Source organism: Pseudomonas eutrophicaquae (genome assembly GCF_023544715.1).
Lineage (GTDB): Bacteria > Pseudomonadota > Gammaproteobacteria > Pseudomonadales > Pseudomonadaceae > Geopseudomonas.
Genome location: NZ_JAMJEZ010000015.1, coordinates 16020 through 36768 on the forward strand (window position 1 = coordinate 16020; position 20749 = coordinate 36768).

General features: G+C 66.6%; 21 protein-coding genes and 1 other RNA gene. 7 read left to right on the forward strand and 15 right to left on the reverse strand.

All coding sequences use genetic code 11. The annotated features are described in order from the left end of the window. Window positions 1-7 precede the first annotated feature (7 nt). The 3 genes from ubiH to MXC11_RS08330 are packed head-to-tail and all read right to left on the reverse strand — an operon-like array spanning window position 8 to window position 3129. Complete coding sequence (ubiH, locus tag MXC11_RS08320; RefSeq protein ID WP_250007945.1) at window positions 8-1213, reverse strand: 2-octaprenyl-6-methoxyphenyl hydroxylase; 1206 nt, start codon at window positions 1211-1213, stop codon at window positions 8-10. 1 nt (window position 1214) lies between these two features. After that, window positions 1215-2549: a Xaa-Pro aminopeptidase gene (gene pepP, locus MXC11_RS08325; RefSeq protein WP_250007951.1), complete on the reverse strand. Its 1335-nt coding sequence runs from the start codon at window positions 2547-2549 to the stop codon at window positions 1215-1217. Window positions 2550-2568: 19 nt separating this feature from the next. Beyond that, a complete protein-coding gene (locus MXC11_RS08330) occupies window positions 2569-3129 on the reverse strand; it encodes a UPF0149 family protein (RefSeq protein ID WP_250007958.1) in 561 nt (186 codons plus the stop codon). A 206-nt stretch (window positions 3130-3335) separates the two neighbouring features. Here MXC11_RS08330 and MXC11_RS08335 point away from each other — a divergent pair, with 206 nt between their 5' ends. From MXC11_RS08335 to MXC11_RS08345, 3 genes are all read left to right on the forward strand, one after another. Continuing rightward, window positions 3336-3641, forward strand: a complete 306-nt coding sequence (locus MXC11_RS08335; protein ID WP_250007975.1) for a cell division protein ZapA — start codon at window positions 3336-3338, stop codon at window positions 3639-3641. A 54-nt stretch (window positions 3642-3695) separates the two neighbouring features. Next, window positions 3696-3870, forward strand: a non-coding RNA gene (ssrS, locus tag MXC11_RS08340) — 6S RNA. 89 nt (window positions 3871-3959) lie between these two features. Continuing rightward, complete coding sequence (locus MXC11_RS08345; RefSeq protein WP_250007982.1) at window positions 3960-4568, forward strand: 5-formyltetrahydrofolate cyclo-ligase; 609 nt, start codon at window positions 3960-3962, stop codon at window positions 4566-4568. 6 nt (window positions 4569-4574) lie between these two features. Here MXC11_RS08345 and MXC11_RS12185 read toward each other — a convergent pair whose 3' ends face one another. The 4 genes from MXC11_RS12185 to trxA all read right to left on the reverse strand — a co-directional run bounded on the left by MXC11_RS12185 (window position 4575) and on the right by trxA (window position 8327). After that, entirely contained in the window at window positions 4575-4709 is a 135-nt protein-coding gene (locus MXC11_RS12185) for a hypothetical protein (RefSeq protein WP_284060450.1), read from the reverse strand. A 200-nt stretch (window positions 4710-4909) separates the two neighbouring features. Then, window positions 4910-6376, reverse strand: coding sequence for a 4-hydroxy-3-polyprenylbenzoate decarboxylase (gene ubiD / locus MXC11_RS08350; RefSeq protein WP_250007988.1), 1467 nt, complete (start codon window positions 6374-6376; stop codon window positions 4910-4912). A 131-nt stretch (window positions 6377-6507) separates the two neighbouring features. Then, on the reverse strand, window positions 6508-7767 hold the full coding sequence (rho, locus tag MXC11_RS08355) for a transcription termination factor Rho (RefSeq protein WP_250008001.1): 1260 nt from the start codon (window positions 7765-7767) through the stop codon (window positions 6508-6510). A gap of 233 nt (window positions 7768-8000) precedes the next feature. After that, window positions 8001-8327, reverse strand: a complete 327-nt coding sequence (gene trxA, locus MXC11_RS08360) for a thioredoxin TrxA (RefSeq protein ID WP_250008008.1) — start codon at window positions 8325-8327, stop codon at window positions 8001-8003. A 177-nt stretch (window positions 8328-8504) separates the two neighbouring features. Between trxA and ppx the strand changes: the two genes are divergently transcribed. Next, window positions 8505-10007, forward strand: coding sequence for an exopolyphosphatase (gene ppx, locus MXC11_RS08365; protein WP_250008014.1), 1503 nt, complete (start codon window positions 8505-8507; stop codon window positions 10005-10007). A 92-nt stretch (window positions 10008-10099) separates the two neighbouring features. On the opposite strand, the gene ppk1 is transcribed toward ppx, so the two are convergent. Together ppk1 and hemB are read right to left on the reverse strand one after the other, a co-directional pair. Then, complete coding sequence (ppk1, locus tag MXC11_RS08370) at window positions 10100-12394, reverse strand: polyphosphate kinase 1 (RefSeq protein ID WP_349665507.1); 2295 nt, start codon at window positions 12392-12394, stop codon at window positions 10100-10102. 17 nt (window positions 12395-12411) lie between these two features. Then, window positions 12412-13425 carry a porphobilinogen synthase gene (gene hemB, locus MXC11_RS08375; protein ID WP_250008020.1) on the reverse strand — a complete coding sequence of 338 codons (1014 nt, stop codon included), beginning with the start codon at window positions 13423-13425 and terminating at the stop codon, window positions 12412-12414. A gap of 235 nt (window positions 13426-13660) precedes the next feature. Between hemB and elbB the strand changes: the two genes are divergently transcribed. Next, window positions 13661-14314, forward strand: a complete 654-nt coding sequence (gene elbB / locus MXC11_RS08380; protein ID WP_250008027.1) for an isoprenoid biosynthesis glyoxalase ElbB — start codon at window positions 13661-13663, stop codon at window positions 14312-14314. Window positions 14315-14363: 49 nt separating this feature from the next. Here elbB and MXC11_RS08385 read toward each other — a convergent pair whose 3' ends face one another. Then, window positions 14364-14819, reverse strand: coding sequence for a YaiI/YqxD family protein (locus MXC11_RS08385; RefSeq protein ID WP_250008034.1), 456 nt, complete (start codon window positions 14817-14819; stop codon window positions 14364-14366). A 123-nt stretch (window positions 14820-14942) separates the two neighbouring features. Between MXC11_RS08385 and MXC11_RS08390 the strand changes: the two genes are divergently transcribed. Next, the gene (locus MXC11_RS08390; RefSeq protein ID WP_250008041.1) at window positions 14943-15716 is read left to right on the forward strand and encodes an SDR family NAD(P)-dependent oxidoreductase; all 774 of its coding nucleotides are present in this window, start codon (window positions 14943-14945) and stop codon (window positions 15714-15716) included. Between the two features lie 65 nt (window positions 15717-15781). Here MXC11_RS08390 and MXC11_RS08395 read toward each other — a convergent pair whose 3' ends face one another. From MXC11_RS08395 to MXC11_RS08405, 3 genes are read right to left on the reverse strand one after another with little or no spacing between them, the layout of a single operon-like run. Continuing rightward, entirely contained in the window at window positions 15782-16540 is a 759-nt protein-coding gene (locus MXC11_RS08395) for a TerC family protein (RefSeq protein WP_250008048.1), read from the reverse strand. A 6-nt stretch (window positions 16541-16546) separates the two neighbouring features. Then, window positions 16547-17140 (reverse strand): mechanosensitive ion channel family protein, encoded by a 594-nt coding sequence (locus MXC11_RS08400; protein ID WP_250008054.1) that lies wholly within the window; start codon window positions 17138-17140, stop codon window positions 16547-16549. Continuing rightward, complete coding sequence (locus tag MXC11_RS08405) at window positions 17137-19053, reverse strand: ATP-binding cassette domain-containing protein (protein WP_250008062.1); 1917 nt, start codon at window positions 19051-19053, stop codon at window positions 17137-17139. Before MXC11_RS08405 ends, MXC11_RS08400 begins: the two co-directional genes overlap by 4 nt. 64 nt (window positions 19054-19117) lie before the next feature. Here MXC11_RS08405 and MXC11_RS08410 point away from each other — a divergent pair, with 64 nt between their 5' ends. Then, window positions 19118-19588 carry a TIGR02444 family protein gene (locus MXC11_RS08410; RefSeq protein WP_250008069.1) on the forward strand — a complete coding sequence of 157 codons (471 nt, stop codon included), beginning with the start codon at window positions 19118-19120 and terminating at the stop codon, window positions 19586-19588. Here the strand turns inward: MXC11_RS08410 and MXC11_RS08415 are convergent. Then, entirely contained in the window at window positions 19579-20172 is a 594-nt protein-coding gene (locus MXC11_RS08415) for an AlgP family protein (protein WP_250008077.1), read from the reverse strand. The genes MXC11_RS08410 and MXC11_RS08415 overlap by 10 nt on opposite strands. Before the next feature lie 65 nt (window positions 20173-20237). Beyond that, the gene (gene rsd, locus MXC11_RS08420) at window positions 20238-20696 is read right to left on the reverse strand and encodes a sigma D regulator (RefSeq protein WP_250008084.1); all 459 of its coding nucleotides are present in this window, start codon (window positions 20694-20696) and stop codon (window positions 20238-20240) included. Between the last annotated feature and the right edge of the window lie 53 nt (window positions 20697-20749).

Below are 20749 nucleotides of genomic sequence, written 5' to 3' on the forward strand. Positions count from 1 at the left end.
TGCCGGCTCAGCGGCGGGTGCCCAGGCCCATGGCCTGGCGGGCAAAGGCCTGGCGGGCCGGAGCGCACAGCTCCAGCGCCAGCAGGCCCAGACTGCGCCCGCAGGCCAGCAGCGGGTGCGCATTGGAAAACAGCCGGGTGACCCGGTCGGAAAAGCCGATGGTCAGCGCCTGATCATCGCGCTGGCGTTGCAGGTAGCGCTGCAGCGTCGCCAGCTCACCCAGAGGCGCAGCACTGCCCAGCAGGGTCTCGCTCAGCGCCATCACGTCGCGCAGCGACAGGTTGAAGCCCTGTCCGGCAATCGGGTGCAGGCCGTGGGCGGCATTGCCGAGCACCACCAGATGGCTGCGCACCTGCTCTTCGGCCTCGTGCAGCGCCAGCGGGTAGCTGTAGCGGGTGCCGACCCGGCGCAGACGTCCCAGCCGGTAGCCGAAGGTCTGCTGCAGTTCAGCCAGAAACGCCGCGTCAGGCAGTGCCTGCAGACGGGCGATCTCCTCGGGGCTGCGGGTCCAGACCAGTGCGCTGCGCTGCCCGGCCAGCGGCAGCAGCGCCATCGGCCCATGACGGGTAAAACGCTCGAAAGCCTCACCGCCGTGGGGCTGGCCGAGGCCGATATTGGCGATCAGCGCGCTCTGGCCGTATTCGGTGCGGCGCACGTGGATGCCGAGCTGGGTGCGCAGATCGGAGCGACCGCCATCGGCCAGCACCAGCAGGTCGCAGTCCAGCGGGCTGCCGTCATCGAGGGTCAAGTGATAGCCACCGGGCACCGCCTGCACACGCTCGACGCGCGCCGGGCAGTACCAGGTCAGGCCCTCGGCCGCGCGCAAACGCTGCCACAGGCAGTGGCCGAGCCAGGCGTTGTCCACCACATAGCCCAGTGCCGGCACGCCCTCCTCCTCGGCGCTCAGCCGGGTGGCGGCGGCGCGGCCCTGCTCACCGACATGGATGCGGGTGATCGGCTCGGCCTGGGCGGCAATCGCCGTCCACAAGCCCAGGCGCTGGTAAGTCTGGCGCGAGCCCCAGGACAATGCGGAGCTGCGCGCATCAAAACTCGGCTGAAAGCCCTCACCCGGCGCATGGGGCTCGACCAGGCTGATCCGCCAGCCCCGCGCACGCGCCCCGCCCTCCAGCAGCGCCAGCGCCAGGCTGGCACCGACCAGCCCGCCCCCGGCAATCACGATATGCCCGCCCGCTGCCTGCTGTGTGGTCGGCATCTCAGGCGGCCTCACCGCCGGCAGCCGCCATCAGCGCCTCGATCTCGGCCACTGTTTTGGGCACCCCGCCGGTCAGCACCCGGCAACCCTCAGCGGTCACCAGCACATCATCCTCGATGCGCACGCCAATCCCGCGCCAGCGCGCCTCGACCTGCAGGTTATCCGCGGCGATGTACAACCCAGGCTCGACGGTCAGCACCATGCCCGGCTGCAGGGGCCGCCACTGGCCCTCGACCTTGTAATGCCCGACATCGTGCACATCCATGCCCAGCCAGTGACCGGTGCGGTGCATGTAGAACGGCTTGTAAGCCTCGCCCTCCAGCAGGGTCTCCAGCTCGCCGTGCAGCAAGCCCAGCTCGATCAGCCCGGCGGTGAGGGTGCGCAGCGCCGCCTCGTGGGCTTCGTTCCAGTGCCGTCCGGGAGCGATGGCGGCAAACGCCGCCGTCTGGGCCGCCAGCACCAGCTCATAGATGGCACGCTGCTCGGGCGAGAAGCGGCCACTGACCGGGAAGGTGCGGGTGATGTCGCTGGCATAGCAGTCCAGCTCGCAACCGGCGTCGATCAGCACCAGATCACCGTCCTTGAGCGGCTGATCGTTCTCCCGGTAATGGAGGATGCAGGCGTTGTGACCACTGGCGACGATCGAGCCATAGGCCGGCAGCTTGGCCCCGCCGAGGCGGAAGGCGTACTCCAGCTCGGCCTCCAGATGGTATTCATTGAGCCCGGCCCGGCAGGTCTGCATGGCGCGCACATGGGCCTTGGCAGAAACATCGGCGGCCGCCTGCATCAGCGCTATCTCGGCCTCGCTCTTGATCAGGCGCATCTCGTGCAGCAGGTGATCAAGGGCAACGAACTCGACCGGCGGATTGATACCCTGCCGGGCCCGCTGGCGCAGGCTGGCCAGCCAGCCGCTGACCTGACGATCGAAGGACTCGCTGATGCCCAGCGGGTAGTAGAGCCGGGTGCGATTTTCCACCAGACCCGGCAGCACCTCATCCAGATCATCAATGGCATAGGCCTGATCGGCGCCGTAATCACGCACCGCCCCATCCTGACCGGCGCGCTTGCCATCCCACAGCTCGCGCTCAGGGTCACGCTCGCGGCAGAACAGCACATACTCGCCCTGCGCCCGGCCGGGGATCAGCAGCAGCAGCGCCTCCGGCTCGGGGAAACCGGTCAGGTACTGGAAGTCGCTATCCTGCCGGTAGACCTGCTCGACATCCCGGTTGCGCAGCTGTACCGGCGCGGCCGGCAGCAGGGCGGCGCTGCCCGGGGTCATCTGTGCCATCAGTGCCTGACGGCGGTGGGCATATTCACGGGCGGGAAGACGGATCATCGACGGCACTCCGAAAGAATCAATGCACAGATGGCGGGGTCGCCGCGGGCGCGGCCGGCAGGCCCGCGCATTCGTTGAGCAGCAGCAGCGGCGCGACACGCAGGTATTCGGTGACTTCCATGTAGTCGTTCTCGGCGTCCTCGGACTCCTCGAGGCTTTCCTCGATGCGGGCGATGGCGGCCAGATCCTCCAGCACCTCGCGCGCCTCGCGGGATAGCTCGCCGCGCCGTGCGGTCAGGCCAAAACCGGCCAGAAAGCCCTGACACCATTGCCCGAGGGCAGTGGCCCGCTCGGCCAGCGGGGTTTCGTCGTCCGGCAGCAGCAATACCAGCGACAGCTCGCCGGCCTCCAGCTCACTCTTGAGCATGCCCTGCAAGCCCGCCAGCGCCTGGCGCAGCCGCTCTTCGGGCGGGCAGTCGAGCAGCTCGCTCGCCGCCTGAAGCCAGGGTTCGACAGCAAAACCGGCCCCCGCACAGGTGCGCCCGACCAGCACTCCGTGCAGTTCGGCAGGCGAAAGGGACTGGCCGGCGCTGGTGAGCAGGGCGGCAAAGGCGGAATACGCAGAGGCAGAGCGGGACATGGCAGCAGGTGTACCGAGGACAAGGAGCGAAAGAAGGCTGTCATCCTAGCACCGGCGCCCCGCTCAAGACCATCGAGGCTCGGGCAGGTGGACGGGGCATCTTGTATAGTCAATCAACCACCCCGGCGGTTCGAACCACCGGGGTGGCCGAGTTCGCGCGGCTCTCGCGGCGCGCTCACCTGCCTGCGCTTTCTGGAACCATCGCCATGACCCAGCACCCTGTCGTTACCGTCCAGATTCTGGACAAGGATTACCCGATCGGCTGTCCGCCCCAGGCGCGTCATGGCTTGGAGCGGGCCGCCCACTATGTGGATGCCAAGATGCGCGAGCTGCGCAGCAGCGGCCGGGGGGTGGATGCCGAGCGGATCGCCGTGCTGGCCGCCCTGAACATCGCCCATGAACTGCTGCAGCTGCAGGAGCGTGACAGCGCGGCGCTAGAGGGGGATACCCGCAGCCGGGTACGCGAACTGCTGGAGCGGGTCGATCGCGCCCTGCAAGAGCCTTCGGCCTGACCGGCGGGCCATCGCGGGGATGACAATGCGCGCATATGCGGTAAACTGCGCCCCAGCTCCCTGGTGTGTTGGCCAGTCGGTACGTCCCTGAGCCGATTCTCATACCCCGGGGGCTGCAGCCGAGGCCGGTGTGCATGTCCGCTCGACGGAAAGCCTTAACGCTTCTTGCAGCTCCCAACCTGAACTTTCGGGTTCAGGGCCACCCCGACAGCGGCACTTCGGGGAGTCATCCTTCTACCTGCGCAGCCCGCGTGGTACGCGCTCTGATCGCCACCCCGCGCGCCAGTCTCCAAGGGCCGCCATGGGATGCCCGCCGTCATGATCCGCGCCGAACACCTCTCCCGCCCTGCCCTGCGCCGCGAGTTGCGTGCGGCACGCCGTGCCCTGACCCCTGCCGAGCAGCGCCAGGCCGCCCGCGACCTGTATCGCCAGCTGGCCCAGCACCCACTGTTTCGCCGGGCACGGCACATTGCCCTCTATCTGCCCAATGATGGCGAGATCGACCCGCGCTGGCTGCGCGAGGCCGCCTGGCGACGAGGCAAGACGGTTTATCTGCCGGTGCTGGCCCGCTGGCCGCGCACACGCATGCACTTTCAGCGCCTGGACGCTGGCGAGCGCCTGATCCGCAACCGGCTGCGCATCGCCGAACCTGCCCGCGACCCGGCCCGCCAGCGTAAACCTTGGACACTGGATCTGCTGCTGATGCCGCTGGTGGGATTCGATGCCCAAGGGGGGCGTCTGGGCATGGGCGGTGGTTTTTATGATCGGGCGCTGGCTTACCGGCAGCGCCATCGCCAGTGGCAGAAGCCTCTGCTGATCGGGCTGGCCCACGCTTGCCAGCAGGTCGATCAACTGACGCTGGCCGACTGGGATATCCCGCTGTATGCCACGGTCACCGACCGTGGCTGGCACTACGCGCCGTGCTGAGGGGCGCTAGCGTGGCAGCGGTTCGCCGGTGAACGGTGGCGGCTCGGGCGGCGTCCACAGGCTCTGGGCGTAACCGGTGGTCACCACGCCCAGGCAGAACAGCATGACCAGCATCCATAGCAGATCGGGCTTGCGCCTCATCCCCTTGCCCCCTCCCGCCGGGTAAGAACAGCTCCGCAATACGCGCCAGCAGCCCATCTGCGCAGCACCTTGCGGGGCGCGATTGTCGGGCAAGCCCACGCGCCCCGCAACGCACAAACGCCATAATCGCTCGCCAATTCCGAAAACCTTGCCCGCAGCCCGCAACCGGGGATCGCCGGGATCGGGCCGCGGCGCCCGGCTCAGTCGATGCCCAGCGTGCTCCACAGTGCATCGACCCGCGCCACGGTGGCCGGATCGCGCTCGATGGCCCGGCCCCACTCGCGGTCGGTCTCGCCCGGCCACTTGTGGGTGGCGTCGAGGCCCATCTTGCTGCCCAGCCCGGAGACCGGCGAGGCAAAATCCAGGTAGTCGATCGGCGTATTGTCGATCAGCACCGTATCGCGGCTCGGGTCCATGCGCGTGGTGATCGCCCAGATCACATCGTTCCAGTCGCGAGCGTTGATGTCATCGTCGGTGACGATGACGAACTTGGTGTACATGAACTGGCGCAGGAAGCTCCACACGCCGAGCATCACCCGCTTGGCGTGGCCGGGGTACTGCTTCTTCATGGTCACCACCGCCATGCGGTACGAGCAGCCTTCCGGCGGCAGGTAGAAGTCGGTGATCTCCGGGAACTGCTTCTGCAGGATCGGCACGAACACCTCATTGAGCGCCACGCCGAGAATCGCCGGCTCATCCGGCGGTCGGCCGGTGTAGGTGCTGTGATAGATCGGGTTCTTGCGGTGGGTGATGCGCTCGACAGTGAACACCGGGAAGGTATCCACCTCGTTGTAATAGCCGGTGTGATCGCCGTAGGGGCCTTCCGGAGCGGTCTCGCCGGGATGGATGTGCCCTTCGAGGACAATCTCGGCATGCGCCGGCACCTGCAGATCCGAGCCGCGCGCCTTGACCAGCTCGCTGCGCGAGCCGCGCAGCAGGCCGGCGAAGGCGTATTCGGAGAGGGTATCCGGCACCGGAGTCACCGCGCCGAGGATGGTCGCAGGATCCGCGCCCAGCGCCACGCACACCGGATAGGGGCGATCGGGGAACTTCTGGCACCACTCGCGAAAATCCAGCGCGCCGCCACGGTGGCTCAGCCAGCGCATGATCAGCTTGTTGCGACCGATCACCTGTTGGCGGTAGATACCGAGGTTCTGCCGCTCCTTGTTCGGCCCGCGGGTGATAGTCAGCCCCCAGGTGACCAGCGGTGCCACGTCCCCCGGCCAGCAGTGCTGCACCGGGATCTGCCCCAGATCGACGTCATCCCCCTCCAGCACCACCTCCTGACACGGCGCATCCTTGAGCACCTTGGGCGACATGCTCAGCACCTTTTTCAGCAGCGGCAGCTTGCTCAGCGCATCCTTGAAGCCCTTGGGCGGCTCCGGCTCCTTGAGGTAAGCCAGCAGCTTGCCGATCTCGCGCAGCTCGCTGACCGCCTCGGCACCCATCCCCAGCGCCACCCGTTTCGGGGTGCCGAACAGGTTGCCGAGCACCGGCATGCGGTGGCCGGTGGGCTGTTCAAACAGCAGGGCGGGACCGGCACGGCGCAGGGTGCGGTCGCAGATTTCGGTCATTTCCAGCACGGGGGAAACCGGCGTCTGGATGCGCTTGAGCTCGCCGCGCGCCTCCAGGCCATGGATGAATTCGCGCAGATCGCGATACTGCATGCTCAAGCCTCGGGATGATGCGAAGGGCGGCCAGTCTAGCGCCGAACGGCCGCGCGGCGGAACAGCCGCGCAATGTACAGAACCGACAACGGCCGGGGTTGGCCGGCCGTTGTCAGGTCTTCCCGCAGCGATTACTTGCGCTTCATCGACTGGAAGAATTCCTCGTTGGTCTTGGTGTCCTTGAGCTTGTCGATCAGGAACTCGACCGCCGCGATCTCATCCATCGGGTGGAGGATCTTGCGCAGGATCCACATGCGCTGCAGCTCCTCCTCACTGGTGAGCAGCTCCTCACGGCGGGTGCCGGACTTGTTGATGTTGATCGCCGGGAACACACGCTTCTCGGCGATGCGCCGATCGAGGATCAGCTCCATGTTGCCGGTACCCTTGAACTCCTCGTAGATCACCTCGTCCATCTTCGAGCCGGTCTCGACCAGCGCGGTGGCGATGATGGTCAGGCTGCCGCCCTCCTCGATGTTGCGCGCCGCGCCAAAGAAGCGCTTGGGCTTTTCCAGGGCATGAGCATCGACACCGCCGGTCAGCACCTTGCCGGAGCTGGGGATCACGGTGTTGTAGGCGCGAGCCAGACGGGTGATGGAGTCGAGCAGGATCACCACATCCTTCTTGTGTTCGACCAGACGCTTGGCCTTCTCGATGACCATCTCGGCGACCTGCACGTGGCGGGCCGGCGGCTCGTCGAAGGTCGAGGCCACCACCTCGCCGCGCACGGTGCGCTGCATCTCGGTGACTTCCTCGGGGCGCTCGTCGATCAGCAGCACGATCAGGTAGCAGTCGGGGTTGTTGCGGGTGATATTGGCCGCGATGTTCTGCAGCATGATGGTCTTGCCCGCCTTGGGCGGAGCGACGATCAGGCCGCGCTGGCCCTTGCCGATCGGCGCACAGAGGTCGATCACCCGGCCGGTGAGGTCCTCGGTGGAGCCATTGCCGGCTTCCATTTTCATGCGCTTGTTGGCAAACAGCGGCGTGAGGTTCTCGAAGAGAATCTTGCTCTTGGCGTTTTCCGGACGGTCGAAGTTGATGGTATCGACCTTGAGCAGCGCGAAGTAACGCTCACCTTCCTTGGGCGGACGGATCTTGCCGACGATGGTGTCGCCGGTGCGCAGGTTGAAGCGCCGGATCTGGCTGGGCGAGACGTAGATATCGTCGGGGCCGGCCAGGTAGGAGGAGTCGGCGGAGCGCAGGAACCCGAAGCCGTCCTGCAGGATCTCCAGCACGCCATCACCGGAAATCTCCTCGCCACCTTTCGCGTGTTTTTTCAGCAGGGCGAAAATGATGTCCTGCTTGCGCGAACGGGCCATGTTCTCAAGGCCCATCTGGTCGGCCATGGCGAGCAGTTCGGGAATCGGCTTTTGCTTGAGTTCGGTCAGATTCATAGGATGGGGGCAGGTTGGCAGAAGGGATGCAGGGAGCCTGAGGCCGCGCCGCGGGAAGTGCGGCAGGATCGCGGCGAAAGCCCGATCGGGGTGCTCGGCATGGGGGGCGTCGGCGACGGCATGGGGAAGGCAGTCAGCGTGGACTGCGGGCCGAATCTATCACTGCCGTTGCGACAGCGTCCAGCCTAAGAGGGCAAAAACCCCGCCATCGACGGGGTTTTCACGAAGATCGATCAGATATTGCTGTCGAGGAACGCCGCCAGCTGCGACTTGGACAGCGCACCGACCTTGGTGGCCTCGACGTTGCCGTTCTTGAACAGCATCAGGGTCGGGATGCCACGCACACCGTACTTGGGCGCGGTTTCCTGGTTCTCGTCGATGTTCAGCTTGCAGACCTTAAGCTTGCCCTGATAGTCGCGGGCGATTTCATCGAGCACCGGAGCAATCATCTTGCACGGGCCACACCACTCGGCCCAGTAGTCGACCAGCACCGGGCCCTCGGCCTTGAGCACATCCTGCTCGAAGCTGGCATCGGTGACATTGGTGATGAATTCGCTCATGGGGATTCTCCGTGACGGGCTGCGGATAAAAGGTGCGCCATGATAGCCCCACTCGCGGCACTCCGGAAGCTATCGCCCGGCAGGCGTGGCCCCGGCTGTCTGGCAACTGTCATCCAGCCTTCGCAATTTTTGCTCTATCATGGCGAAATTGTGTCGCTTCTTCGAGATTTGCCCAGCATGCCGCATACCCCCACCGATGTGTTCCCGCTGATCGCTGCCATCGATATTGGCTCCAACAGCATTCATATGGTGCTGGCCCGTGTGGACCAGGGCGAGGTCCGTCTGCTGGAGCGCCTGGGCGAGAAAGTACAGCTGGCGGCCGGCATCGACGAGCAGCGCAACCTCGATGAGGCGGCCATGCAGCGCGGCCTCGACTGCCTGCGCCGCTTCGCCCAGCTGATCAATGGCCTGCCCCAGGGCGCGGTGCGGATCGTCGCCACCAACGCCCTGCGCGAGGCGCGTAACCGTGCGGTGTTCATCCGCCGCGCTGAGGAGCTGCTCGGTCATCCGGTCGAGGTGGTGTCTGGTCGCGAGGAAGCGCGCCTCATCTACCTGGGCGTCTCCCACAGCCTGCCGGCGGCCGAGGGGCGCCGTCTGGTGGTAGACATCGGCGGCGGCAGTACCGAGTTCATCGTCGGTGAGCGCTTTGACTCGCTGCTGCGCGAAAGCCAGCAGATGGGCTGCGTCAGCTACACCAAACGCTTCTTCGCCGAGGGCAAGCTCAGCGCCTCCCGCTATGCCCAGGCCTACACCGCCGCGCGCCTTGAACTGATGGGCTTCGAGCAGGCCATTCACCGTCTGGGCTGGAGCGAGGCGGTCGGCTCCTCCGGCAGCATCCGCGCCATTGCCCAGGCCCTGCAGTGCGCCGGCCAAGGCAACGGCGAGATCACCCCGGCGGGGCTCGCTTGGCTCAAGCGCCGGCTACTCAAGGCCGGCAACCTGAATGAGCTGAGCCTTGAGGGCGTCAAGCCCGAGCGCCTCCTGATCCTGCCGGCTGGGCTCGCGATCCTTGAGGCGACCTTCGATGCCCTGGGCATCCAGAGCATGTGCCACACCGAGGGCGCGCTGCGCGAGGGCGTGCTCTACGACATGATCGGCCGGCAGAGCCATGAAGATGTCCGCGAACGCACCCTCTCGGCGCTGCAGGAGCGTTACCACGTCGATCTGGAACAGGCCGCGCGGGTCGAGGCCAAGGCGCTGTCGATCCTCGACAAGGTCGGTGCCGCCTGGGGCCTGAATGATGACTGGCACCGCGAACTGCTCGGCTGGGCGGCGCGGGTCCACGAGGTCGGGCTGGACATCGCCCACTACCACTACCACAAGCACGGCGCCTACATCCTCGAACATGCGGATCTGGCCGGCTTCTCGCGCCTCGATCAGCAGATGCTCGCCCTGCTGGTGCGCGGCCACCGCCGCAATATCCCGGTGGATCGCTTTGCTGAGCTGGCCGAGGAAGGCGACAAGCTGGTGCGCCTGTGCATCGTGCTGCGCTTTGCCATCCTCTTCCACCACATCCGCGGCATGCAGGACATGCCTGAGGTGGCGTTTGTCGCCGGGCCGCGCAGCCTGGAAGCAGTCTTCCCCGACGGCTGGCTGGCCGCCAATCCGCTGACCGAGGCCGACATCGCCGCCGAGGCGCAGTGGCTGGCCCGCGCCGGCTACACGCTCAGCGGCCGCTGACGCGCCTCCCCCGCGCAGCCAACAAAAAGGGCGGCCCCATCAGGAGCCGCCCTTTATCGTCAGGGCGGCGACAGGCGCCGCCCATCTCTTGCTCAGCGACTGATCGGCGCCGGGCTCGCCAGCTTCTCCATCATCAAGGCCTGGGCATTGCGCGGGTTCTGGTTGCCGGTCGGCTGCAGACGCTGATAGCTGCCATCAGCCTGCAGCACCCAGGCCTGGGTGTTGTCGGTCAGGTAGGCTTCCAGCTCCTTCTTGACCCGGCTGATCAGCTTCTTGCCCTCCAGCGGGAAGCAGGTCTCCACCCGCTTGTCGAGGTTGCGCTCCATCCAGTCGGCGCTGGCCAGATAGATCTGCTCATCACCGCCGTTGAGGAAGTAATAGGCACGGGTGTGCTCCAGGAAGCGACCGATGATCGAGCGCACCTGGATATTGTGCGACACCCCGGCAATCCCCGGACGCAGGCAGCACATGCCGCGCACCACCAGATCGATCTTCACCCCGGCCTGACTGGCCTTGTACAGCGCCTTGATGATCTTGGGGTCGGTCAGCGAGTTCATCTTGGCGATGATATGCGCAGGCTTGCCCTCACTGGCGAACTGCGCCTCGCGGGCAATCATGTCCAGCAGGGTCTTCTTCAGGGTGAAGGGCGCGTGCAGCAACTTCTTCATCCGCAGGGTCTTGCCCATGCCGATCAGCTGGTTGAACAGCTTGGACACGTCCTCGCAGAGCACGTCATCGGAGGTCAGCAGGCTGTAGTCGGTGTACAGGCGGGCGTTGCCGGCGTGGTAGTTGCCGGTGCCAAGGTGCGCGTAGCGCACCAACTCGCCGTTCTCGCGGCGCAGGATCAGCATCATCTTGGCGTGGGTCTTGAAGCCGACCACGCCGTAGATCACCACCGCCCCGGCCTGCTGCAGACGGCTGGCCAGCGCCAGGTTGGACTCCTCGTCAAAGCGCGCGCGCAGTTCGATCACCGCGGTGACTTCCTTGCCGCTGCGCGCTGCATCAACCAGCGCATCGACGATTTCCGAGTTGGCGCCCGAGCGGTACAGGGTCTGCTTGATCGCCAGCACGTTGGGGTCCTTGGCCGCCTGGCGCAGCATATCGACCACCGGGGTGAACGACTCGAACGGGTGCAGCAGCAGCACGTCCTGCTTGCTGAGCACGTTGAACAGCTTGTCGCTGCTCTGCATGACCTTGGGAATCACCGGGGTCATCGGCGGGTATTGCAGCGCCCGCTGGCTTTCAAGGCCGGTGATCGAGAACAGCCGGGTCAGGTTGACCGGCCCGTTGACCTGATACAGCTCGGCCTCGGTCAGGCTGAACTGCTTGAGCAGGTAGCTGGTCAGGTGCTCGGGGCAGTTGTCGGCCACTTCCAGACGCACCGCATCACCAAAGCGCCGCGAGTACAGCTCGCCGCGCAGCGCACGCGCCAGGTCATCCACATCCTCGGCATCCACCGACAGATCAGCGTTGCGGGTCAGGCGGAACTGATAGCAACCCTTGACGCTCATGCCGTGGAACAGGTCATCGGCGTGGGCGTGGATCATCGAGGAGAGGAACACGAAGTTGTCACCGGGCCCGCCAACCTCCTCGGGCACACGGATCAGGCGCGGCAGCAGGCGCGGCGCCGGCAGGATCGCCAGGCCCGAATCGCGACCGAAGGCATCGATGCCTTCCAGTTCTACGATGAAGTTCAGGCTCTTGTTGACCAGCAGCGGGAACGGGTGGGTCGGGTCGAGGCCGATCGGCGTCATGATCGGCGCAATCTCCTCGCGGAAATACTTGCGCACCCAGTTCTTGATCTTCAGCGTCCAGTTGTGCCGACGAATGAAGCGGATCTGGTGCTGCTCCAGCGCCGGCAGCAGCACCTCGTTGAGGATGTGGTACTGGCGGGCCACCTGCTCGTGGACCACGCTGGAAATCTGCGCCAGCGCCTGATGGGGCTGCAGGCCGTCGGCGCCGGCCAGCTCGCGGGCAAAGGCGACCTGCTTTTTCAGCCCGGCGACGCGGATCTCGAAAAATTCATCCAGGTTGCTGGAGAAGATCAGCAGGAACTTCAAGCGCTCCAGCAGCGGGGCCGATTCATCCAGCGCCTGCTCCAGCACGCGGATGTTGAACTGCAGCTGCGACAGCTCGCGGTGGATGTACAGGCTGCTGTCATCCAGGCTCGGCGGCGGCACGGGCAGCAGGGCAGCGTCACTGTCGGCCTGCGCAGCGGGTGCCTCGACCGGCGGTTCGACCGCGACCTCAGCACTCGCCAGCGGCAGGGCACCCTGGGCCTCGGGCAGCGGCGCCTCGGCCGGGGCGGGGTCTGCGCTGACGAGCGTGGCCGGATCGCTGCCGGGCAGGGCGTCGGCGGTGGAAACGGAGGGAACTTCGCGATTCATGGGGGCTTCCTGTCGGCTCAGGACCGCGACTGCAGCTGCTGGGCGGCCTGTTTGGCGAAATAGGTGAGGATGCCGTCCGCGCCGGCGCGCTTGAAGGCAACCAGTGATTCAAGGATCACCGCCTCGGACAGCCAGCCGTTCTGGATCGCCGCCATGTGCATGGCGTACTCGCCGCTGACCTGATAGACAAAGGTCGGCGCACGGAACTCGTCCTTCACCCGGCGCAGGATGTCCAGATAGGGCATGCCCGGCTTGACCATCACCATGTCGGCACCCTCGGCCAGATCCAGCGCCACCTCGTGCAGCGCCTCATCACTGTTGGCCGGGTCCATCTGGTAGGTTTCCTTGCTGCCGCCCTTGAGGTTGCCGGCCGAGCCGACTGCATCACGGAACGGGCCGTAGTAGGCGCTGGCGTACTTGGCCGAGTAGGCCATGATCCGCACATTGACATGACCGGCGACTTCCAGCGCCTCGCGGATCGCCTGGATGCGCCCGTCCATCATGTCCGACGGCGCCACCACCTGGGCACCGGCCTCGGCGTGGGACAGCGCCTGCTTGACCAGCGCATCGGTGGTCACATCGTTCAGCACGTAGCCCTGCTCGTCGATGATGCCGTCCTGCCCGTGGGTGGTGAACGGGTCCAGCGCCACGTCAGTGATGATGCCAAGCTGCGGGAAGCGCGCGCGCAGGGCACGGGTGGCGCGCTGCGCCAGTCCTTCAGGATTCCACGCCTCGGCCGCATCCAGCGACTTCTTCTCAGCCGGGGTCACCGGGAACAGTGCCAGCGCCGGAATGCCCAGCGCCACCAACTCGGCCGCCTCTTCCAGCAGCAGGTCGATGGACAAACGCTCGACGCCCGGCATCGAGGGGACCGGCTCACGGCGGTTCTCACCCTCCAGCACGAACACCGGCAGGATCAGGTCATCGACACTCAGGCGGTGCTCGCGCACCAGTCGGCGGGAGAAGTCGTCGCAGCGGTTGCGGCGCAGGCGGGTGGCGGGGAACAGGCGATTGGCAGGGGTAAAGCTCACGACGCACTCCAGAGCCCGGAAAGGGGCATGACAGACAGTCTATGAAGACATTATGACCAATTTGCGACAGCTGCTGGCCCGGACCGTTCGTCCCGGCCACGCTGATGCCCGGCCCGCCTACCATAGTCGCCCAGCCGCCGGCGGGCCAGCCGGGCGTGGCCGCCAGGCAGGCTTGCCGCTAGGATTAGCACCCCTGCCCCGGCCTGACCGGGTTGATCGTCGAGGAGAGTCTGCCATGAGCAAGAAAGTCGCTGTGATTCTGTCCGGCTGCGGTGTCTACGATGGCACCGAGATTCACGAGAGCGTGCTCACCCTGCTGCGCCTGAGCCAGCGCAACGCCCAGGTGCAATGCTTTGCCCCGAACATCGCGCAGCTGCACGTCATCAACCATCTGAGCGGCGCGGAAATGGCCGAAAGCCGCAATGTGCTGGTCGAATCGGCGCGCATTGCCCGCGGCAATGTGCGTGATGTGCGCGAACTGAACGTCGCGGACTTCGATGCGCTGATCGTCCCCGGTGGCTTTGGCGCGGCGAAGAACCTCTGCGACTTCGCCCTCAAGGGCAGTGACTGCCGCGTGCAGGCCGATGTGCTGGCCGCCGGACAGGCGTTTGCCCGCGCCGGCAAGCCGATCGGCCTGATCTGCATCGCCCCGGCCCTGGCCCGCGCCTTCTGCGGCGAGGGCGTGTTCTGCACCATCGGCCAGGATGCCGACACCGCTGCGGCGCTGAACGCGATGGGCGCCAGCCACGTCGAGTGCGCGGTGGACGACATCGTCGTCGATCCGGCGCACAAGCTGGTGACCACCCCAGCCTACATGCTGGCGCAGAGCATTGCCGAGGCGGCCTGCGGCATCAATAAGCTGGTTGATCGCGTGCTGGAGATGGCCTGAACCGCTGCTGCGTCTGCCGGAAACACCCGGCAGGCGCAGCCCTGACTGTTCAGGGCCGGCGATTCAGCGCCGCCAGCAAACGATCCAGCGCATTGGCAAACGCCTGACGATCCTTCTCGCCATAAGGCGCCTGCCCGCCGCCGATCTGTCCCTGCTCACGCAGGTCGGTGAACAGGTTGCGCACCGCCAGCCGCTCGCCCATGTTGCGCTCATCGAACCCGCGCCCGCGCGGGTCCAGCGCGGCTACGCCCTTTTTTACCAGCCGATCGGCCAGCGGCACGTCCGAGCAGATCACCAGATCGCCCGGCTCGGCATGCTCGACCAGATGATCGTCCGCCGCATCCGGGCCGCTGGGCACCACGATCAGCCGCACACAGGCGAAGTTGGGCCGCGCCACCGGCTGACCGGCCACCAGCACCACCTCGAAGCCGCGCTTCAGGGCGAATTTCACCACCAGATCCCGCGCTGCCCGCGGGCAGGCGTCGGCATCGATCCATACGCGCATCGTTCTATCCCCACTCAGATTCGGCCGGCATGGTAGAGCATATCGCCCCGGCGCCGCAGCCACTTGCCTTTGCCGGCGCAGGCGCCAAGACTGGACGCCCCGCCCACTGCTGCGAGATGTGTGATGAGCCTGTACCTGCCCTTTGGCGAACCGGCCGATGTGCTGATCTGTGGTGCCAGCCGCGGCATCGGTCTGGCCCTGTGCCAGCAATTGCTGGCCCGGGATGATGTGCGTCACGTCTGGGCCGTGGCGCGCCGTGCCACCCAGAGTCCGGGCTTGGCGGCGCTGGCCGAGCAGTATGGCGAGCGCTTCAAACGGCGCGATCTGGATGCCTGCGATGAAGAGGCGCTGACCGCTCTGGCGCTTGAGCGGCAGCAAAGCGGCGCACCGCTGCGGCTGGTGATCAGCACCCTCGGCGTACTGCAACAGGGCGAGGCACGGGCAGAAAAGCACCTCGGCCAGCTGAATCTGGCCGGCCTGATGACCACCTTCAGCACCAACGCCTTTGCCCCGCTGCTGCTGCTCAAGCACCTGCTGCCGCAGCTGCGTGGCCGCCAGCCCTGTTGCTTTGCCGCCCTGTCGGCGCGGGTCGGCTCGATCGGCGATAACCGGCTGGGCGGCTGGTACAGCTACCGGGCCAGCAAGGCCGCCCTCAATCAGCTGCTGCACACCGCCAGCATCGAACTGCGCCGCCTCAACCCGCAGGCCTGCCTGCTGCTGCTACACCCGGGCACCACCGACACCGAGCTGTCGCGCCCTTTCCAGGCCAACGTGCCCGCTGAGCGGCTGTTCAGCCCTGCCTTTGTCGCCGAGCGCCTGCTGACCGTAATCGCCGCCCGCACCCCGGCCGACAGCGGCAGCTTCCGTGACTGGAACGATCAGCCGGTGCCGTGGTGAACACGCCTCATCCCATGCAAAAGGGCGACCCGTGGGTCGCCCTTTTTTGTACAGAACCGCCAGACTCAGCCCGGCAGATCCTTGTTGAGCTTGAGCGGATCGGCCAGTTTGCGGCGCATCGCCGTGCGCACCCGGATATTCACCGCCTCGACCGCCAGCGAGAAGGCCATGGCGAAGTAGACGTAACCCTTGGGCACATGCACCTCGAAGGCCTCGGCCACCAGCAGGGTGCCGACCACCACCAGGAACGACAGGGCGAGGATCTTCAGCGACGGATGCTTCTCGATGAAGTCACTGATGGTGCCGGCCGAGGCCATCATCACCAGCACGGCAATGATGATCGCCGCGACCATCACCGGCACATGCTCGACCAGCCCCACCGCGGTAATCACCGAATCCAGCGAGAAGACGATATCGATCACCGCAATCTGCAGGATGATGGCCATGAAGCCGGCTTTGGCCGCGCTGCCGCCCTCGGCCACCTCGGCCTCGCCCTCGACGCTGTGCCAGATCTCCATGGTGCTCTTGAACAGCAGGAACAGGCCGCCGAAGAACAGGATCAGATCACGCCCGGAAATGCCCTGGCCGAACACGCTGAACAGATCCGCCGTCAGGCGCATGACCCAGGCAATCGACAGCAGCAGCAGGATGCGGGTACCCATCGCCAGCGCCAGACCAAAGAAGCGGGCCCGCGGCTGCTGCTCCTTGGGCAGGCGCCCGACGAGGATCGAGATGAAGATGATGTTATCGATGCCGAGGACAATTTCCAGGGCAGTCAGGGTGAAGAATGCCACCCAGATTTCCGGGCTGGTCAACCATTCCATGAGGGATCAGGTCTCTTGAGATTTACGGGGAAGTACGGTGACGGACAGCGCGTCGGTGCCGCGCCAGCGGCGCACGACTTTCTGAAAGAACAGGCTGTTGGGGATTTGCAGCAGTGCGCCGCTGGCGAGTTCGCCCTCCTCTTCAAGGGTGGTGTAAAGCAAGTTGATGGCCACGACCCGGCCCTTGGCGCCGGGCTTGTCGAAACCGTCCATCACCTCGACCCGATCGCCTAGGCGAAACGGCCCGACGGTGAAGATCAGCACCGCACAGAACAGGTTGGAGAGCACGCTCCAGATCGCGAAAAAGGCCACGGCAGCAACGGCGACAAAGCCGGAGAACGCCGCCCACAGCACCCCGGCCGAAACGCCCAGATGCTCCAGCGCCAGCAGCAGCGCACTGCCCATGATCAGCCAGCGCAGCGCCCCGCGCAGCGGCAACAGCAGCTCGCCTGGCAGCTGATAGCGCGTGGCGATGCGGGTCAGGCCGCGCGCCACCAGACGCTGCAGGACAAAGGCCACCAGCAGGATCAGCAGCACCCGCGTACCCAGCAGCAGGGTCTCGCTCCATTCGCCCAGCCACTGGGCCAGCCAGCCTTTCATGCCGCACCGCCCAGCTCGGCCTCCAGCGCCTCGAGCTCTTCGAGGGCCAGCAGCCAAGCCTCTTCCAGCTCGGCCTCGCGGGCCTTGAGCTGGGCCTGTTCGGCGAGCAGCGCGCGCAGCTCGTCCTTGCGCGCCGCCTCGTAGAGCGCGCTGTCGCCAAGGCGGGTTTCCAGTGCGGCGAGTTTTTCGTGTACGCCGCTGAGGTCTTTTTCCAGCTTGTCAGCAGCCTTCTTGCGCGGGGCCAGTTGCTGGCGCAAAGCCGCCGCGGCCTGACGCTGAGCGCGCTTGTCGGTCTTATCGCCGCGCTCGGCGCTGTCGCTACTGCTTGGCGGCTGCTGACGGGCGCGGTAGTCGATCAGCCAGCGGCCGTAGTCATCCAGATCGCCGTCAAAGGCCTGCACGCGGCCATCGGCGACCAGCAGGAACTCATCGGTGGTGCTCTTCAGCAGTTGGCGATCGTGGGAGACCACCAGCACCGCGCCGTGGAACTCCTGCAGGGCCAGGGTCAACGCCAGGCGCATCTCAAGGTCAAGGTGGTTGGTCGGCTCATCCAGCAGCAGCAGGTTGGGCTTCTGCCAGGCGATCAACGCCAGGGCCAGACGGGCTTTCTCGCCACCAGAGAAGTTGAGCACCGGCTCGTCGCAGCGATTGCCACGAAAATCGAAACCACCGAGGAAATCCCGCAGGGTCTGCTCGCGCTCGGCCGGGGCGATGCGCGCAAGGTGCAGCAGCGGGCTGGCCTTGGGATCGAGCGAGTCGAGCTGATGCTGGGCGAAGTAGCCGACCGCCAGATTCTCGCCGCGGGTCAGGCGGCCACCGAGCGGTTCGAGCTCGCCGGAGAGGGTCTTGATCAGGGTCGATTTGCCGGCGCCGTTGGGGCCGAGCAGGCCGATCCGCGCACCGGGCACCAGCTGCAGCTTGACCTTCTCCAGCACCGCCCGCTCGCCGTAGCCAAGGCGCCCTTCACTGAGATCCAGCAGCGGGCTGGAGACCTTGTCGGCCTCGCGGAACACGAAATCAAACGGCGAGTCGATGTGCGCCGGCGCCAGCTCCTCGAGGCGCTCCAGCGCCTTGATCCGGCTCTGCGCCTGACGGGCCTTGCTGGCCTTGGCCTTGAAGCGGCGGATGAAGTCTTCCATGTGCGCGCGCTGCGCCTGCTGCTTCTCGAAGGCCTGCTGCTGCTGGGCCAGCCGCTCAGCGCGGGCGCGCTCGAAGGCCGAGTAGCCGCCGCGGTACAGGGTCAGGGTCTGCTGCTCGAGATGCACCACGTGATCGACCACCGCATCGAGAAAATCGCGGTCGTGGGAGATCAGCAGCAGGGTGCCGGGGTAGCCCTTCAGCCACTCCTCCAGCCAGAGGATCGCGTCAAGATCAAGGTGGTTGGTCGGCTCATCGAGCAGCAGCAGCTCGGAGGGGCACATCAGCGCCTGGGCGAGGTTCAGGCGCATCCGCCAGCCGCCGGAGAAGTCGCCGACCGCGCGTTCCATCTGCGTGGCATCAAAGCCGAGGCCGGCGAGCAGCTTGCGCGCCCGCGCATCGGCGCTGTAGCCGTCGGCGTTGTCCAGCTCGGTGTGCAGGGCGGCGATCGCGCTGCCATCGTGGGCGACTTCGGCGGCGGTCAACGCGCGCTGGATGCGCCGCAGGTTGGCGTCGCCATCCAGCACATAGTCCACCGCGCGGCGCTCGAGGGTATCGACCTCCTGACGCATGTGGGCGATGCGCCAGTCAGCGGGCAGCTGGCAGTCGCCGGCATCGGCGTGCAGCTCACCGCGCAGCAGGGCAAACAGCGACGACTTGCCGGCGCCATTGGCACCGATCAGGCCGACATGCTGGCCGGCGTGCAGGGTCAGGTCGGCGTGTTCAAGCAGGCGCTGCGGGCCGCGCTGCAAGGTAAGATTGACGATTCGGATCATGGTCACACACGGGCATTCGGCAAACGCGCAGTCTAGCAGTTCGCCTTTCGCCCCCGGAGGCATCATGCAGCAGGAACTGTGGGATTTTGCCGCCGCGCTCTACGCCCGCCCGGCGCTGGCGCAGCACTGCCTCACGGCACAGGATGAGTACGGGGCGGATGTCTGCCTGCTGCTGACGGCGCTGTGGCTTGAACAGCGCGGCCAGCCGCTGGATCGCGCCCTCGCCGCCCGGCTCCAGCAGGTGGCCGGTGACTGGCAGCAAGCGGTCTGCACGCCGCTGCGCACCCTGCGCCGCGCCTGGAAGGCCGCCGCCGCCACCGATGCCGCGCTGGCCGGTCTGCGCCAGCAGCTCGCCAGTCTGGAGCTGGACGCCGAGCGCTGCCTGCTGGCGCGCCTGCAGCAGTGCATCGACGCCTGGCCCCGCACCTCAACGCCCGACGCGCTCACCGGCGACTGGCTGGGTGCACTGCTGCCAGCGCCGGCAGCCGCCGGGCTGGCCGCCGCGCTGCGCGAGCAGGCCCGCCCTCAGGCCTGAGGGGGCTTGGCTTTGCGCGGCCGCCCGCGCCGCGGCGCCGTCGCCGCTTCGGGCTCGGCTGCGGTGTGCACCGCCTGCGGGAGCGCGCCACGGCTGCCGGTGGCGGATGCCGCATGCGGTGCCGGCGGCGCTACGGCAGCCGGCGACTCGCCCTGCCCGGCGCTGCAGGCCGCGCGGCTCAGGGCGCGATGGGTAAGCCTTGAGGCGGCGGCCTGCGCGATCTTGCCGATCCCCTGGGCCAGCTCGAGGCTCTCGCGAACATCAAGACGCAGCTGCTGCAGGTACTCGAGCAACTCGGCATGCCGGGATTCGAGGGTCGCCAGCAGCTCGTCCAGTTCGGTGATCCGCGCCCGGTACTTGGCCTGACGCCCGGCCTTGCCAGCGTGGACCGCATCACTGAGCCGGGTGTTGGCCTTGTAGAGCCGCTCCTGGGTTCTGGCACGCTGGCGCTCCAGCTTGGCCAGCAGCTGCTCGGTATTCTCCAGAGCCTCGGCACAGGCCTGATCGAAGTGCTCCAGCAGATTGCCGGCGAGCTGCTGCAGCAGCTGCAGCGGGGTGGTGAGCGGAGCTTGCGGATGTGACATGGGCGCCTCCTCGGGATGGAATCAATCCACCCTCAGCCTAGACGCCCGCCACGACTCCCACCAGCTCAGGCGCGCTGCTGGGCGCTGTGCGCGGTATGCAGCACCTCGATCAGGCAATCTTCCAGCTCGAAGCGCTCCTCAAGCTGGCGGCCCAGCGGCTGCAGCACGCTACCCAGTCCCAGGTTGTCGCGCAGATCGCCATTGTCGCAGCGGTCGTTGAAGTCGAGGGCTGCATCCGTGCTGGCCTGCAGACGCGGGTAGAGCTGCTCGGCCAGCTCCAGGGCGCGCTGATCCCCAAAGGCGCGCGCTTCATCGAGCAGCTGGCCGTAGATTTCAAAGTGCCCGGCTGACACATAATCCAGCAGACGACTGCAGAAGCCTTCCAGCTCGCCGGCACCCTGCTGCGGACGCTGACACAGCGCCTGATAGGCCTCGATCAGGTGCTGACGCTCCTGCAACCAGCGATCCAGCAGACGGTGTACGCCGCCCCAGCGCTCCTGAGCGTCCCGGCAATCTTCGAGCATGACCTTCCCCTTGAATGAATCCACGGTGCGTGGCAATCGACGACCGGGGATCG

Bases quoted from the DNA above. Each gene is read 5' to 3' on its own strand.
- ubiH (WP_250007945.1), bottom strand. From the start codon at position 1,213: ATGCCGACCACACAGCAGGCAGCGGGCGGGCATATCGTGATTGCCGGG.
- pepP (WP_250007951.1), bottom strand. From the start codon at position 2,549: ATGATCCGTCTTCCCGCCCGTGAATATGCCCACCGCCGTCAGGCACTG.
- MXC11_RS08330 (WP_250007958.1), bottom strand. From the start codon at position 3,129: ATGTCCCGCTCTGCCTCTGCGTATTCCGCCTTTGCCGCCCTGCTCACC.
- MXC11_RS08335 (WP_250007975.1), top strand. From the start codon at position 3,336: ATGACCCAGCACCCTGTCGTTACCGTCCAGATTCTGGACAAGGATTAC.
- MXC11_RS08345 (WP_250007982.1), top strand. From the start codon at position 3,960: ATGATCCGCGCCGAACACCTCTCCCGCCCTGCCCTGCGCCGCGAGTTG.
- MXC11_RS12185 (WP_284060450.1), bottom strand. From the start codon at position 4,709: ATGAGGCGCAAGCCCGATCTGCTATGGATGCTGGTCATGCTGTTCTGC.
- ubiD (WP_250007988.1), bottom strand. From the start codon at position 6,376: ATGCAGTATCGCGATCTGCGCGAATTCATCCATGGCCTGGAGGCGCGC.
- rho (WP_250008001.1), bottom strand. From the start codon at position 7,767: ATGAATCTGACCGAACTCAAGCAAAAGCCGATTCCCGAACTGCTCGCC.
- trxA (WP_250008008.1), bottom strand. From the start codon at position 8,327: ATGAGCGAATTCATCACCAATGTCACCGATGCCAGCTTCGAGCAGGAT.
- ppx (WP_250008014.1), top strand. From the start codon at position 8,505: ATGCCGCATACCCCCACCGATGTGTTCCCGCTGATCGCTGCCATCGAT.
- ppk1 (WP_349665507.1), bottom strand. From the start codon at position 12,394: ATGAATCGCGAAGTTCCCTCCGTTTCCACCGCCGACGCCCTGCCCGGC.
- elbB (WP_250008027.1), top strand. From the start codon at position 13,661: ATGAGCAAGAAAGTCGCTGTGATTCTGTCCGGCTGCGGTGTCTACGAT.
- MXC11_RS08385 (WP_250008034.1), bottom strand. From the start codon at position 14,819: ATGCGCGTATGGATCGATGCCGACGCCTGCCCGCGGGCAGCGCGGGAT.
- MXC11_RS08390 (WP_250008041.1), top strand. From the start codon at position 14,943: ATGAGCCTGTACCTGCCCTTTGGCGAACCGGCCGATGTGCTGATCTGT.
- MXC11_RS08395 (WP_250008048.1), bottom strand. From the start codon at position 16,540: ATGGAATGGTTGACCAGCCCGGAAATCTGGGTGGCATTCTTCACCCTG.
- MXC11_RS08400 (WP_250008054.1), bottom strand. From the start codon at position 17,140: ATGAAAGGCTGGCTGGCCCAGTGGCTGGGCGAATGGAGCGAGACCCTG.
- MXC11_RS08405 (WP_250008062.1), bottom strand. From the start codon at position 19,053: ATGATCCGAATCGTCAATCTTACCTTGCAGCGCGGCCCGCAGCGCCTG.
- MXC11_RS08410 (WP_250008069.1), top strand. From the start codon at position 19,118: ATGCAGCAGGAACTGTGGGATTTTGCCGCCGCGCTCTACGCCCGCCCG.
- MXC11_RS08415 (WP_250008077.1), bottom strand. From the start codon at position 20,172: ATGTCACATCCGCAAGCTCCGCTCACCACCCCGCTGCAGCTGCTGCAG.
- rsd (WP_250008084.1), bottom strand. From the start codon at position 20,696: ATGCTCGAAGATTGCCGGGACGCTCAGGAGCGCTGGGGCGGCGTACAC.